This is a genomic window from Pedobacter sp. AW31-3R (assembly GCF_052180285.1).
In the GTDB taxonomy this organism is placed as follows: domain Bacteria; phylum Bacteroidota; class Bacteroidia; order Sphingobacteriales; family Sphingobacteriaceae; genus Pedobacter.
Genome location: NZ_CP197475.1, coordinates 1,217,971 through 1,231,686, shown reverse-complemented (window position 1 = coordinate 1,231,686; position 13,716 = coordinate 1,217,971). Strand labels below are relative to the sequence as shown.

The following is a 13,716-nucleotide window of genomic DNA, read 5'->3' as shown; positions in this document are numbered from 1 at the left end:
TTTGGTTGTGCAGCCTGCCGTTCATTGTCGAGATGCGTCGGCAGCTGCTGATAGCTGATAATTTTTTGCTGAACCTTACTGATGGGGATACCGTGTCCAGCGGTATCCTTTTTTATTCAGGTTCCTGTTGTTAATGAATGGTATATTTATTCCAGTACAGTCACCCTCCTTCCTTCGATTTTAAATTTGACCAATCCGGTGTTTTCAAGCATCTTCAAAACATCCGAGATCGGTTTATATCGGGAGATTTTCCCACTGAAGCCATCACTGGCCAGTTTCCCTTCATACTTCACTTCGATATTATACCAGCGCGCCAGCTGCTCCATAACGTCCGCCACCTGCGCATCGTTGAAGCGGAAAAAACCTTCCTTCCAGGCAATGGCTTCCGCAACGTCCACCTCGCTGACTGAGAGCCGGCGGCCATCGTTTATCGCCTGTTGCCCGGGCTTTAACAGCCGTTGTTCATTTCCATACCTTACCTTTACCGATCCCTCTACAAGTGTGCTGGCCATCTTCTGGTCTTCGGCGTAACCTTTAATGTTGAAATGCGTTCCCAAAACTTCTACCTCCTGCCCTTTGCACTCAACTACGAATGGATGGGTTTTATCTTTAGCTACATCGAAAAAACCTTCGCCATTGAGTTTAACGAGACGTTTGCCCTGCTGTAACAGCCGGCTGGAAAAGCTGAGACTGGAAGCTGCATTCAGGTGTACCACAGAACCATCCGGCAGCCGCAGTTGATAGGTCTCTCCTCTTGCAGTACTGAGCACCTGAACTGCAGGATTCCCATCGTCGGTATTCTTAATTTCATAGACAACCTGACCATCGGCAGATTTACTGATTTTTACCCCTGCTTCTTCGGCAAGTATCCCGTTACCAGTTTCATCCAGTTTGATCCGGGTACCGTTTGACAAGGTCAGTGTAGCGCCCTGCTTTCCCGGAGCGACGTCATTTAGATAGGTGATGTCATCCGAATGACCACTATGGCGGGGGGTGTAGAATAAACCTGCAGCAAGAACACATAACAGGATGGCTGCAACGAGTCCCGCTCTGAACCAGATTCGGCGACTTACAGGTTGTAAAACATAAGAAGCACCCAGCACATTTTTCAGTACACGTCTTTTACGGGTGACGGGCATTTCGAGTAGGTCGCTCTGCCTTGTAAAAGATGCACCGAGCAGCTCTTTTATTTCTTCTGCATAAAGCGGATCTTCCAGGTAGGCGGAAAATTCCTGCGCTTCAATAGCCGTTAAGTTATTTTCAAAATACCTGGCCAACAAGGCAGACAGGCGGACGTGACTGTGCATGATTTGATCTCCCCTTTATATGTACGACGCCTCAAAACGAAAAGAGGGTAGTCAATTCTTAAAAAAAAGCGTAAATTATTTAAAAAGAAAAGAAATCAGCACAGGATATAGGAAGGACCTCCTTTTAAAATGCTCCCGAATAGTTTTTAATGCAAGTTTCATATGATAATGTACCGTATCAGGAGAGATATTCATTTCTTTGGCGGCATCTTCATACTTTAATCCCTGCTGGTGGCAGAGTTCGTATACTTTACGCTGCTGATCGGGCAAAGATTGTATGGCTTCATTCAATAAAACAACCGTTTCTCGGTAGTCAAGCTCAGCATTAAGATCGCTGACTTCCATGGCTGCCTCTTCGCCCAGTCCGGTATTGATTTTTGCGGACAGCATATTTTTCCGGAGGATCGTGTAGGCCTGATTGCGAACCAGTCGGGTAATATAGGCTTCAAAATGATCTATTTCCGGCAGCTTTTCTCTACGTATCCATATTTTCTGAAAGATGTTCTGGACAATTTCTTCAGCCTGGTCATCTGATCGTGTCAGCTTTCGTCCGAACCCATAAACATACCGCTGGTAATGGTCAAATAAAAGGAAAAAAGCATGGTGATCCCCCTGTGCAACTTTTGCCAGAATAACATTTTCCTGATCGAGGGGTTTCAAGGCCATAGTGTCAGCTCAACTGCGTTGATAGTGAAGGTTCAGTGCGCTAAAGATGCTACATTTTACCCTGAAAGATGATATTTTTTGAAAAATCCCTGCATTGCAGCAGCAAACTCCCTCCATCAAAAAGTAGTAAAGATATATTCCATAGCCTATCCCTACGTTATTCCCGAAAGTTTAACACCATTCTTCCGCTCTAATTAACCTTTTTAGGTCGAACTCTGCTTAATAAATGTATTTTTATCAAAAAAAGGCACTCAGTTAGACCTTAATGAGAAAAAAAGCGGAAGATATAACAGATTCAGAATTTTTAGATCGCTTAAAACAGAATGATCAAAATGCCTTTGTGGGCATTTATGATAGATACTGGTCTGAATTATATCGCGCTGCTTTTAAAATCTATCCCAATCAGGAAACCTGCGAAGATATTATCCATGATGTGTTCCTCAATGTATGGAACAAACGTCATACGATCCTGGTCAAGTCCCTGAAAGACTACCTCTACATTGCGGTCAAAAATAGGATACTGAACGGAATGCGCTCAGAGAAAAGTCTTTTAAAAGCCGTAAATGCCCAACCTGAACCCATCTCTTCGGAAACCTTAATAGAAGATGAGTTGAATTCCAAGGAACTCCACAAAATATACGATTTAGCCCTGGCCGATTTACCCGAAAGATGCCGTACGATATTATTGATGAGCCGAAAAGAACACCTTTCACACAAGGAGATCGCTGCCAGGCTAAACATCACGACTAAAACCGTTGAGAATCAAATTACCATCGGATTACGTCAGCTAAGAAAAAAATTAGGCGATTTCCTAATCGTTTCCGGAATTTTCTTCTCTCTTTTAAAATAAAACCGATATTCTTTTGGGGGATATGAACCCCTGCTGTGTCTTTATATCAAAAGCAGCAGATATGATTCCCTCATTTTTTAAGAAAAACAGGAAAAACGAGCAAGATAACAAAGCAATGGAGCAATATATCTCCAAAGTCTGGAAAGATCTGAAGGAAAATCCTGAGCCATGGAACCCGGAATCTATGGGAGCCGAGAATATCGCACGGGAAAAGGTGTTGAATCGTGTTTTAGCAAGCATCAATGTCACAGAGACCAAACCTGTGTTCAATTTCAAAAAGTTCGCTGCTATAGCTGCCGCTGCTGTCCTTATCGCTACTGTTGCGGTAGGATTTTTATTTAGAGATGAGTTGCTTGATCAGTTGATTACCTATCCGCAGATTATTGTCGAGACCAGACAGGGAGAGCAGGAAAAAGTAACCTTACCAGACGGTTCAGTGGTGACACTGAATGCAGGCACAAAGTTAAGCTATCCCCAACAGTTTAAACGTCAATCCCGGAAGGTTACCCTCCTGGAAGGTGAAGCATTTTTTGATGTTAAACATGATGAAAAAATACCTTTTCAGGTAGAGGCAGGAAAAACATTCACCCATGTTTTAGGTACCGCCTTTAATATCAACGCTTACTCCTGGCTGAAAACCATCAACATTACAGTTACCAGTGGAAAAGTTGCCGTAAATAATGAAATGTTATTGCCCAATCAGCAGATGGTATATGATAAAGCTTCGGCAACCCTGGAGAAGAAAAAATTGCTGGCAAGCAATATGATTTCCTGGATGCAGGGGGGACTCGCATTTAATGATGCAGATTTTAAAACTGTTGCTGCTGTACTGGAACGCAAGTACCATGTGATCATTAGTTTTTCAGATGAAAAGATAGAGGATTTTCATTTCAGTGCAACGTTTGAACCGACCGACAAACTGATTGATATTCTGGATGCCCTGACGATGACCCAGGGATTAGTATATGAGATCAACCAGAATAAGATTACCATTAAAAATTAACCTAAACCAGCCAATTCACCTAAACTAAACACATTGCCTATGTAAAATTAGCTACTAAAAAAAGAAACCGGAATAGACTATTCCGGTTTCAACTATCCTCAGAAATGTAATCCCAATCACCTGACTGATGGATACACGTGTCTTTTAAATCTAAACTTTAATCAAAAAACCACATTCAAAGGTATGAAAAAATACGCCCGCATTTTATTGCCGGTTGAACCTGTGCGCGCTATGCGTTCAATTTACAACATCTGCTTTATGATCTGCGCTTTACTGACATTGAACCAATCAGCCAGAGCTCAACAGATTAAACCCATAAAAGTTGATGTTGATTTCAATAACATCCCGTTAAAACAAGCTATAGAACAATTACAAAAGAAAAGCGACTACAATTTTGTCTTCAGTGAAGAAATGGTAAAACCCTATAAGGTTACCCTGAAAGGAAAGGCTTTGTCGGTGCAGACGGTACTGGACAACATACTGGGTAAAACAACACTGGATTACCTGATCAGGGATAAGAAGATCATTATCAGGAAAAAGACCATACCCGCAGCAGCTACACAGGTGCCTATGACCAAATCGGTAGCGATCACGCAAGTGAAAGTCAATCAGAATGTACTGGGAAAAGTTGTGGATGAAACCAGGCAGCCTATTCCGGGAGCCAGTATCTCTGTGCTGGGAAATCCAAAGATAGCCACCACCACGAACACTGCCGGAGAGTTTACGCTTTTAACTAAAGACGGCGATGAAACACTGGTGATCACCAGTATAGGATTTATGCGTCAGGAAGTTGACCTGACGCAAAAAATCAATTTCCCCTTGCTTTTGGTGTTGAAAGTGTCTACGGATGAACTGAATGAAGTCATCGTAACCGGCTATTCAAAACGCTCAAAGGAGAATTTCACAGGAAGTGCTTCTACATTTACGGGGGAAGACCTGAAAAGGGTGGGAAATAGGAATGTGCTGCAGAGTTTACAAAATCTGGATCCCTCCTTTGTCCTGACAGAGAATCTGTCTATGGGATCTAACCCCAATATGCTTCCGGACATACAGTTACGGGGACAGGCGGGGCTTGATGATGTACGGGGAGAATATTCCGGCAACCCTAATTTGCCCTTATTTATATTGGATGGTTTTGAAGCCAACCTGCAAAAGATATATGATCTGGATATGAATAGGGTGGCTTCGATTACGATATTACGTGATGCTTCAGCCAAGGCAATTTACGGATCAAAAGCGGCCAATGGGGTGCTTGTGATCGAAACGCTGACCCCAAAAGAAGGGAAATTGCGCATTACCTATAACAGTAATTTTAACCTGGAAGTTCCCGATCTTTCTTCTTACCACTTAACGAATGCCGCAGAGAAGCTTAGTGTGGAAAAAAATGCAGGCCGGTATACCTCAACGCAACCTTTGATTCAGCAATTTCTAACAGAACAGTACAACAATGTGGTGAAAGATATTGCAAGGGGCGTAAACACAGACTGGCTTTCACAACCCGTACGCACAGGAATGGGCGTAAAGAATGCTTTGTTTCTGGAAGGCGGAAATACGGACATGCGGTATGGCATTGACCTCAATTACAACAATATAGTAGGGGTCATGAAAGGCTCTAAAAGGGATAATATCGGAGGATCGATCAATCTTTCTTACCGGAGCGGAAAAGTGCTGTTCAGAAATATCCTGAACTTAAATTTCAATAAGTCGGTGAATTCTCCCTATGGAACTTTTGGTGAATATACCCGCTTAAATCCTTACTGGTCGCCAACAGATGAATATGGACGGATTACCAAAGTATTTGGCGAATTCAGATCCAGTCCTTCAGGAACCCCCACTTATTATTATAACCCTTTATACAATGCTACGCTGAATACGAAGGACTTTTCTTCCTACACAGAGATTACGGAAAATTTCTATACCGAATGGCAGCCAAGCAAGGATTTCAGGCTGACAGCCCGTGTGGGCTTTACACAGAACCGGAGTGGTTCTGAAGTGTTTTTACCTGGCGACCATACCCGTTTTACGCAATTAACGGGCGATAATTTTAGCAGAAGAGGCTCTTATACGATCACCGATGGCAAAAGCGCAAATTTGACGTCGGATGTGTTTGCTAACTGGACAAAAATGTGGGGCAAACATATGGTATTAATTAATGGTGGGCTAAACTTAGGCTCATTAGAGTCACAGTCTCATGGCATGGTAGCGGAAGGTTTTTTAAATAACCGGGTTGATTTTATCTCCTTTGCAAGCCAATACGCCCAGGATGGTAAACCCATGGGAACGGAGAATATTCAGAGGGAGTTAGGGCTCCTGTCGTTCGGAAGTTATTCCTATGATAACCGTTACCTGTTGGACCTGAGTGTGAGAAGAAATGCCTCGTCTGTATTTGGCGCAAATAACCGTTGGGGTACCTTCTGGTCTGTCGGTATGGGCTGGAACCTGCATCACGAGGCGTTTATCAAGAAACTGAATGTATTTGAGATGCTGAAAGTGAGGGCTTCGAAGGGATCATCGGGTAGTCAGAATTTCAATCCTTACCAGGCTATGGCCACCTATACTTTCTTCACCAGCAATACCTATGACAATATCTCCGGTGCCTATTTGTCTGCCCTGGCCAATGATGACCTCCAGTGGCAGGAGAAGATTGACAATAATATCGGCCTTGATATCAGCTTATTAAAGCGGCTGAATATCCGTCTGGACTATTATCTCAGCAATACACAAAACCTGCTTACGGATATGACTTTGCCCCCATCTACAGGTTTTACTACGTATAAGGCGAATCTGGGCTCGCTTCAAAATAAAGGATATGAGGGTACAGTGAGTTACCAGCTGTACCGTGATCCGAAATCCCAGTCCTATGTTTCCCTGTTCGCTTCCTTTGCACATAACCAGAATAAAATTACCAAGATATCTGATGGACTAAAACAGTTCAACAGGGATCAGGACGGGCGGACAGATAATTTGAATGCTCCTGTGACCCGCTATGAAGAAGGGCAATCCATTTCAGCGATCTGGGCTGTTCCTTCCCTGGGAATTGATCCATCAACGGGGCAGGAGATTTTTGTGAAGAAAGACGGCAGTAAAACTTATACCTGGGATCCGAATGATCAGGTGGTGGCAGGGGTCACTGACCCTGCATTACGCGGCAATTTCGGCATCAATCTGGAATATAAGGGCTGGGGACTCAGTGGGACCTTCAGGTATGTTTTAGGGGAGGATTATTACAATTCTACCCTGGTGAACCGGGTGGAAAATGTGGATATAGCCAATAACGTTGACACCAGGGTATTGAATAATACATGGCTTCAGGCCGGGGATCAAACACCCTTCAAAAAAATTAATGTAAGGCCCATCCAGACCAGGGCAACTACCCGTTTTGTTCAACGGAAAAGTGACCTCACCCTTTCGTCTTTGAGTGCGTATTATGATTTTAAATGGAAGAACCTGAAGCGCTATGGGCTGAAAAACCTGAAATGCTCATTTTTTGTGAATGAAGCTTTCGTCATTTCAAACATTCGTATTGAAAGGGGTACCGACTATCCTTTTGCCCGTACTTTTTCTTTTGCATTGCAAACCACATTTTAATTTAAGCACATGAATACAAGATTTATTTATAGCATACTACTGTGTTTTATGGTTACAGTATCAACTTCCTGCAATAAGTGGCTGGACGTTCAACCCAATTCTCAGATTAAATCATCAGAGCTTTTTTCTACCGAATCCGGTTTTAAGGAAGCCCTTGCAGGAGTGTATACACTGATGACTGAAGAAAGGCTATATGGCAAAGAGCTGCAGTACGGAATGATTGGTGTATTGGCCCAGGAATGGTCAGCTTATGATGTGGCTTATACGGAAGATGCAGCTTATGAATATGAAAGTACAAATACCCAGGGCCGCATCAATAATGTTTGGAATGGTCTTTATCAGGCCATTACCAATTCAAATAACCTGATCAATAGTATAGAGGACAAAAAATCAATTTTTAGTGGTGATAATTATGCCATTATAAAAGGAGAAGGACTTGCACAACGTGCCTTTCTTCATTTTGAACTGCTGCGCTTATTTGGTGCTTCTTACCTGGTTGATCCCAACAAGCCGGCAATTCCCTATGTTGTGCAGTATACGCCTCAGCAGACGGCACAATCTACGGTGAGGGAAGCCTATGATTTGATCCTTAAGGACCTGGAAGCAGCTAAAGAATTGCTGAAGGCAGACCCTATGCTGACCGGAAGGGTGATATCGGAAGCAGATGACAACGGTTATCTATTGAACCGCCAGCTGCATTTGAATTATTATGCCGTAGAAGCTTTGCTGGCAAGGCTTTATTACAATACAGGAAATTTTGCAAAGGCCCGTACCGCTGCCAATACAGTGATCAGTTCCGGTAAGTTTTCATTTTCTACTCAGGCTAATATTGCGAATGGTGTGGACCTGACCGGAGCAGCAGAGCATATTTTTGGCTTGCAGGTCAATAACCTTCACACCCGTTCAGACCTGTATTTATCTGATGAGGGTACACGGCCATTTTCTCTTACTGCGGCGGCCCTGGCCTCCTATTACGAATCTTCTTCGAGCGATTACAGGTTCAGTTACCTCTTTAAAATCGGAGCAGGAAGTCTTGCGAGTGACCGGTTCCTGTTGAAGTATAGTGCACCCATTGCAGCCACTTTATACTATAGGAACAAGAGTGCCCTGATTAAGCTTTCGGAGATGTATTTTATCCTGGCAGGATGCAACCTGGAGGAGAACATCAGCCTGTTGGATCCACTGAATAAAGTGAGACAGGCAAGAGGGCTTCCTGCAATGACTACGGCCCCCACCGATCCCACAGCTACATTTATTTCAGAGTTTAGAAAGGATTTTTTTGGCGAAGGGCAGCTGTTTCACTTATATAAAAGACTAAACAGGACGCTTATTGCAGGCACCGACAAGAATTTAGTGGAGTTAAGGGCCTATGTGCTGCCACTCCCGGTAGCCGAATATGAGTCCGCAAACCGCAGTCCAAACCGTTAAATTCCAGCACATGAAATCCTCATGATTTTTCCAGTCACACCATAGACCAAGTATAAAATCATAATGGCTTCATGGCCTTAAAAAAACAATTGATGAAACATATTAATTTTATAATACTGGCATTACTGATCTTTTCAGGATGCAAAAAAAGTGAGTTACAGCTCTTCAGGGAGGAAACTCCATTGCTGAACATCTGGCTGGGCACCAATTCGGTTGTGCAGGATAGCCTGACACATAATTTTGCCTATACTTCAGGGAATAGGGATGCCATTACCTTTTACTACCGCATTGCGGGATATGCTGTGGACTATGACCGTACGTTTGAGCTCAGTACTTCAGATGATGACGCCCGCTTAGTAAACTTCACATTTGGATCCTATGTTGTCCCGGCCGGGAAATATGAGGGGAGTTTTATCCTGTATGTGGATAAACCCGAAGATATGGATGTATTTACACAAAGGGATTTGAAGGTGACTTTTACGTTGAAACAGACGGACCTGTTTCAGCCTTCAACAACGAATTACAAGGCACTGAGGATTAAATTCAAAAATGCGATAGCAAAACCGGAAAACTGGGAAACAGCAGTTAGCCCCTATTTTCCACTCAAAACTTATTTTGGTACCTATAGTGATGCGAAATACCGTTTTATTATCCAAACTACTGGATTAAGTAACTTTTCGGTTTACAGCACCATTGCTATTAACCCTGTTTTACCTGAAAATACCATTACCACGTTTAATGCCCTGGCGTTGAAAATTCAGTGTAAGGTGGCCCTGGAGCAATACAATGCAGAACATGATACGGATTTGCTGGACGAGAATGGAAATCCAATTGTATTCCCTTAATATCCATTTGGTTTACAGGTATAAATTATTAAAAATATTAGAAATGAAAAAAGTAATTTGGATAGCCATATCGTTCGTAAGTAGCTGCTTGTTGTGTGCATCCTGCGCTAAGGACAAGGGAAATTATGACTATGTAGAGCTGGATAAAGTGGTAATAGACACCGCAAACAGGAATATTTTAAGCGCATACGCGATATTCAGATATGATGAGCTGAAGATTGACCCTAAAATTAGCTTCAATAATAAGGAAGTCACCTCCACGGGTGAGGTGAGCAATGATTTATCCTTTACCTGGTCTATATACCAGTCAATTGCCGGGGGACAGGTGTATAAGCGCGATACTTTGTCGCACGAACTTATCCTCAACAAAAGTATAGAAAAGCCGGCCGGATCATGGATTGTTATTCTTTCTGTGAAAAATATCCGCACGCAGGTAGAAGAGTACATGAAATTTTCACTTCAGATTGATGAACAGCTTTCAGATGGATGGATGCTGCTTTACGGCAAAGACGGGAATACCGATGCCGGCTTAATTGTGGACGACTGGATAAAAAAAGGTGTGGTCCAGCCCCGCACTTTTGTCGATATGTATAGTACTTCAAATGGCTTTCCCCTGCCGGGAGAACCCCGGGCTTTGCTTCAATCGGCAGGGCCAATTGCAAGTGCAGAGGTTGTCATTTCATCATCCCGCGATATTGCAGCAGTGGAGAAATCTTCCTTCCAGGTGTTCTACCCCTTTGAAAAACTTTTTTGGAATCCGACTGCAAAAGGTGCAGAGATTAAAGCGGTATCGGCTAATAATTTAAGGAAGGAGGTTATCATCTATAACAACAGGGTACATGTGGTTAACTTTGTGCCTTCAGGTGTGCAAAGGGTAAATTTCTTTGGTCCGGCGTTGAACGGAACATACGGCGACCTGGCCGAATGGTCGGCCACCGCATTTGGCGCGGGCTATGACGCAGTGGTGTATGACAACACCCATAAAAGATTTCTGAATGTACCTACCGGGGCAACAAGTGTGCAGGCTTTTCCTGAACAATTGCCCACTGCTGCCTTTGATGTGAACAATGTCGGACTGGTTCCCGAGGCCTTTGATTATGGCCGGGGTACAGGAAACATTACGATCGGATACGAATACAGCATCATGAAAAACGATACGGAAAGATATCTTTTGGTGAGTAACTTTTACAGTACGGTAACGGCGAATATGGCAGTGGCCAAATATCCGGTCAGAGGACTGCCGGTGAGCACTCCCGTACGTTCACTTACTTCAGCATTTGGAGGCAATTATACCTTGATTGGAACTGATAAGGAAGTATACGTGCATCGCTATATTGAAGGCTCTGATCCATCAATTGCCTGGAGTGCTCCTGCAAATGAGGAAGTCACCTGTGTACGCATCCAGAAGTTCTTTTACAATGTAGCCCTCGGACTGGCTTTAATGCCTAAAGTAAACAATGTAGTTTATATCGCTACCTGGAATGCCGGTACGAAGGAAGGCAAAGTCTATTGTTACCTGATTGATATCACCAATGGCAATATCAACCAATCTTCCGAACGTGTTTATGGTGGCTTTGGCAGAATTACGGATATGGCATACAAACGAAACCTATAAATACGAAACACATAAACCAATTAAAAAAATGAAACAAAAAATCACATTAACACTAGTATTCTTGAGCTGTTTTGCGGTAAGCAGGGCACAGAACTATGTCATAAAAGGCAATTTACAGGGGCAGGGAAATGAGAAAATTATTTTGCGCGGCACCGACGGACCAATAACCGTTGAGGCGAAGGACAATGTGTTTGAGCTAAGTGGTACAGCAGATGAGGAGCCATTTGTGACTTCTATCAACACAGGCGTCGACCGCAACCTTTATTTGGGTGGTGGTAAAACGGGGATGTATCAGCCAGCACTTCCATTGGATGTGGTATTAACCAAAGGGACGAAACTCATGATCAGCGGAAAGGTACAAGAGCTCAACCTGGCTTCGGTAACAGGGGATGCTTTGAATGAAAGCTTCACCCAGTTTAGAAAAGCTGAAGAGAAATATATGCTGGAAATGGTTGCCTTACAAAAGCAAATGGTAGAAGCCAGGGTGATGGGGATTAAAGATGCGATGAATGAAATTGGGCCTAAAATGTTAGAGAACAGGAAGTCCATTGCGGCCTCCAGGAAAAAATTCATCAAGGAACATCCGGAAGCTTTTGCCAGCCTGTACTACTTATCATTAACGACAAGGGACTACTCGGCTGATGAGCTCGATGCTGCCTATAAAGCATTGGCACCAACCTATAAACATACACGCTATGCAAAAGGGCTCCAGGATAAAATTGCTTCTTTAAAGCTGATTCAGGCCGGTGGACCGGCGCCGGATTTCAGTAAGCCGGATGTGAATGGTAAGCTGGTGAGTTTATCACAGTTTAAAGGAAAATACGTACTATTAGATTTCTGGGGAAGCTGGTGTGGTCCCTGCCGCGCTGCCAACCCACATTTAAAAGAACTGTATTCCACTTATTCCGCAAAAGGATTTGAGATCCTGGGGGTTTCAAGCGAGAAAGTGAGCGGACAGGAGCGCGCTGAACAGGTTTGGAAAGAAGCTATAGAAAAAGACGGGCTTACCTGGACGAATGTCTTAAATAACGAAAAAGAGATGAAGCAGGACGTAGTCCGCTTATATGATATTGAGGGGTACCCTACACAAATCCTATTGGATAAAGAGGGTAAGATTATTGCCAGATGGCTGGGAGCCGGAGGCAAGGCCCTGGATGATAAATTGAAAGCAATCTTTAACTAAGTATGAAGTTCAGAGGAAAAATAACAATGGCAGCCCTTTCCTTGGGTCTGCTGTTGTTTGGAAATAAAGCCGTACAAGCGCAGGCTAAGGCACCGGCTAAGGCTCAGGTAAAAAAAGATATTTTGGTGAAGGGTAAAATAGCTGTACTCAACCCTGAGATATTCAAGAAGTACAATATGGTTTGGCTGTACAAGGGAATAGGCAAAGGAAGAAAGGCCATAGATTCTGTACCCGTAAATGCAGATGGAAGTTTTACCATACGGATGAAGTCAACCCCTGCCGGATTATATCAGCTGGATTTGCTGAAATGGCAGTCCGCTTCATTCTGGTCGGACCAGGATGTGAATATTACCGCCAGGGGTTACGATACGTCAAGGGTGAAAGTAAAAAATTCGGGATTTGTTTCGGTAGAAAGTAAATCTAAAGCTACTCAATTGATCAACTCCGCAGTATATAACCAGTATCTTGCAGAGAAAGAGATGGCTATGCTAACGGATGAAAGTTATGCCGCAATGCGTCATGCAGCGAAAGATTCTACCTGGCTGAAATACCTGCGTGCAGAGGGGCTGATTAAAAGTAAAGCTGCCAATGAAACACTCCGGTTACAACAGCTGATTGCAGCTAACGAAGATAGCCCGGCTTCCGTTTATCTGCTGGGTTTATTGCCGACCGACAAAGACAATGCTTTTTTTGAAAAGGCAGTGGAAAAACTGATCACCCGCTATCCGCAGATACAGGAAGCAAAGCAATTGAAACAAGATTATCTTGACAAACGTGCGATCCGTAATGCACTAAAAACAGGGAGTCAAATTCCAGCCATTGTGTACAACGATCCGGATGGGAAACCGGTTGATATCAGCTCTTTTAGAGGAAAGTATGTACTGATTGATTTTTGGGCGAGTTGGTGCGGTCCCTGTAGAAAAGCAATCCCGGAAATCAAAACCTTGTACAGTAAGTATAAAGAAAAAGGATTTGAAGTGCTGAGCATTTCTGTAGATACGGATAATGCTGCCTGGAGAAGAGCGATGTCTGAAGAGGCTATGCCCTGGACGCAGGTGTTGAGTCCCAATAAGAACAAAACGCTTGCAGATTTTATGATTATAGGTATCCCTACACTTTACCTGATAGATAGGGAGGGTAAAATTATAGAAAAATACACCGGATTCAGCCCGAAGTTAAAAGCACAGCTTGACGAAATATTTAAGTAAAAATAGCTTACCAAGCTTGTGAT

General features: G+C 43.3%; 10 protein-coding genes. 8 read left to right on the top strand and 2 right to left on the bottom strand.

Features of this window, described 5'->3' with window-relative positions:
• Positions 1 to 146 precede the first annotated feature (146 nt).
• Entirely contained in the window at positions 147 to 1,307 is a 1,161-nt protein-coding gene (locus ACSBL2_RS05140; RefSeq protein ID WP_442590596.1) for a FecR family protein, read from the bottom strand.
• Positions 1,308 to 1,382: 75 nt separating this feature from the next.
• Entirely contained in the window at positions 1,383 to 1,973 is a 591-nt protein-coding gene (locus ACSBL2_RS05135; RefSeq protein ID WP_442590595.1) for an RNA polymerase sigma factor, read from the bottom strand.
• A gap of 265 nt (positions 1,974 to 2,238) precedes the next feature.
• On the opposite strand from ACSBL2_RS05135, the gene ACSBL2_RS05130 reads away from it, so the two are divergent.
• The 8 genes from ACSBL2_RS05130 (at position 2,239) to ACSBL2_RS05095 (ending at position 13,693) form a co-directional block, all read left to right on the top strand.
• On the top strand, positions 2,239 to 2,823 hold the full coding sequence (locus ACSBL2_RS05130) for an RNA polymerase sigma-70 factor (protein ID WP_442590594.1): 585 nt from the start codon (positions 2,239 to 2,241) through the stop codon (positions 2,821 to 2,823).
• A 61-nt stretch (positions 2,824 to 2,884) separates the two neighbouring features.
• Positions 2,885 to 3,826 carry a FecR family protein gene (locus tag ACSBL2_RS05125; RefSeq protein WP_442590593.1) on the top strand — a complete coding sequence of 314 codons (942 nt, stop codon included), beginning with the start codon at positions 2,885 to 2,887 and terminating at the stop codon, positions 3,824 to 3,826.
• Between the two features lie 183 nt (positions 3,827 to 4,009).
• Positions 4,010 to 7,414: a SusC/RagA family TonB-linked outer membrane protein gene (locus ACSBL2_RS05120; RefSeq protein WP_442590592.1), complete on the top strand. Its 3,405-nt coding sequence runs from the start codon at positions 4,010 to 4,012 to the stop codon at positions 7,412 to 7,414.
• A gap of 9 nt (positions 7,415 to 7,423) precedes the next feature.
• Positions 7,424 to 8,842 (top strand): RagB/SusD family nutrient uptake outer membrane protein, encoded by a 1,419-nt coding sequence (locus tag ACSBL2_RS05115; protein ID WP_442590591.1) that lies wholly within the window; start codon positions 7,424 to 7,426, stop codon positions 8,840 to 8,842.
• A 92-nt stretch (positions 8,843 to 8,934) separates the two neighbouring features.
• The gene (locus ACSBL2_RS05110; protein ID WP_442590590.1) at positions 8,935 to 9,687 is read left to right on the top strand and encodes a DUF4843 domain-containing protein; all 753 of its coding nucleotides are present in this window, start codon (positions 8,935 to 8,937) and stop codon (positions 9,685 to 9,687) included.
• 43 nt (positions 9,688 to 9,730) lie between these two features.
• Complete coding sequence (locus ACSBL2_RS05105; RefSeq protein ID WP_442590589.1) at positions 9,731 to 11,302, top strand: PKD-like family lipoprotein; 1,572 nt, start codon at positions 9,731 to 9,733, stop codon at positions 11,300 to 11,302.
• Between the two features lie 28 nt (positions 11,303 to 11,330).
• The gene (locus ACSBL2_RS05100; RefSeq protein ID WP_442590588.1) at positions 11,331 to 12,485 is read left to right on the top strand and encodes a redoxin domain-containing protein; all 1,155 of its coding nucleotides are present in this window, start codon (positions 11,331 to 11,333) and stop codon (positions 12,483 to 12,485) included.
• A gap of 2 nt (positions 12,486 to 12,487) precedes the next feature.
• Complete coding sequence (locus ACSBL2_RS05095; RefSeq protein WP_442590587.1) at positions 12,488 to 13,693, top strand: redoxin family protein; 1,206 nt, start codon at positions 12,488 to 12,490, stop codon at positions 13,691 to 13,693.
• Positions 13,694 to 13,716: the final 23 nt, after the last annotated feature.

What these genes read in the sequence shown, in the direction of transcription:
- ACSBL2_RS05140 (WP_442590596.1), bottom strand. Translation starts at nt 1,307, where the DNA reads ATGCACAGTCACGTCCGCCTGTCTGCCTTGTTGGCCAGGTATTTTGAA.
- ACSBL2_RS05135 (WP_442590595.1), bottom strand. Translation starts at nt 1,973, where the DNA reads ATGGCCTTGAAACCCCTCGATCAGGAAAATGTTATTCTGGCAAAAGTT.
- ACSBL2_RS05130 (WP_442590594.1), top strand. Translation starts at nt 2,239, where the DNA reads ATGAGAAAAAAAGCGGAAGATATAACAGATTCAGAATTTTTAGATCGC.
- ACSBL2_RS05125 (WP_442590593.1), top strand. Translation starts at nt 2,885, where the DNA reads ATGATTCCCTCATTTTTTAAGAAAAACAGGAAAAACGAGCAAGATAAC.
- ACSBL2_RS05120 (WP_442590592.1), top strand. Translation starts at nt 4,010, where the DNA reads ATGAAAAAATACGCCCGCATTTTATTGCCGGTTGAACCTGTGCGCGCT.
- ACSBL2_RS05115 (WP_442590591.1), top strand. Translation starts at nt 7,424, where the DNA reads ATGAATACAAGATTTATTTATAGCATACTACTGTGTTTTATGGTTACA.
- ACSBL2_RS05110 (WP_442590590.1), top strand. Translation starts at nt 8,935, where the DNA reads ATGAAACATATTAATTTTATAATACTGGCATTACTGATCTTTTCAGGA.
- ACSBL2_RS05105 (WP_442590589.1), top strand. Translation starts at nt 9,731, where the DNA reads ATGAAAAAAGTAATTTGGATAGCCATATCGTTCGTAAGTAGCTGCTTG.
- ACSBL2_RS05100 (WP_442590588.1), top strand. Translation starts at nt 11,331, where the DNA reads ATGAAACAAAAAATCACATTAACACTAGTATTCTTGAGCTGTTTTGCG.
- ACSBL2_RS05095 (WP_442590587.1), top strand. Translation starts at nt 12,488, where the DNA reads ATGAAGTTCAGAGGAAAAATAACAATGGCAGCCCTTTCCTTGGGTCTG.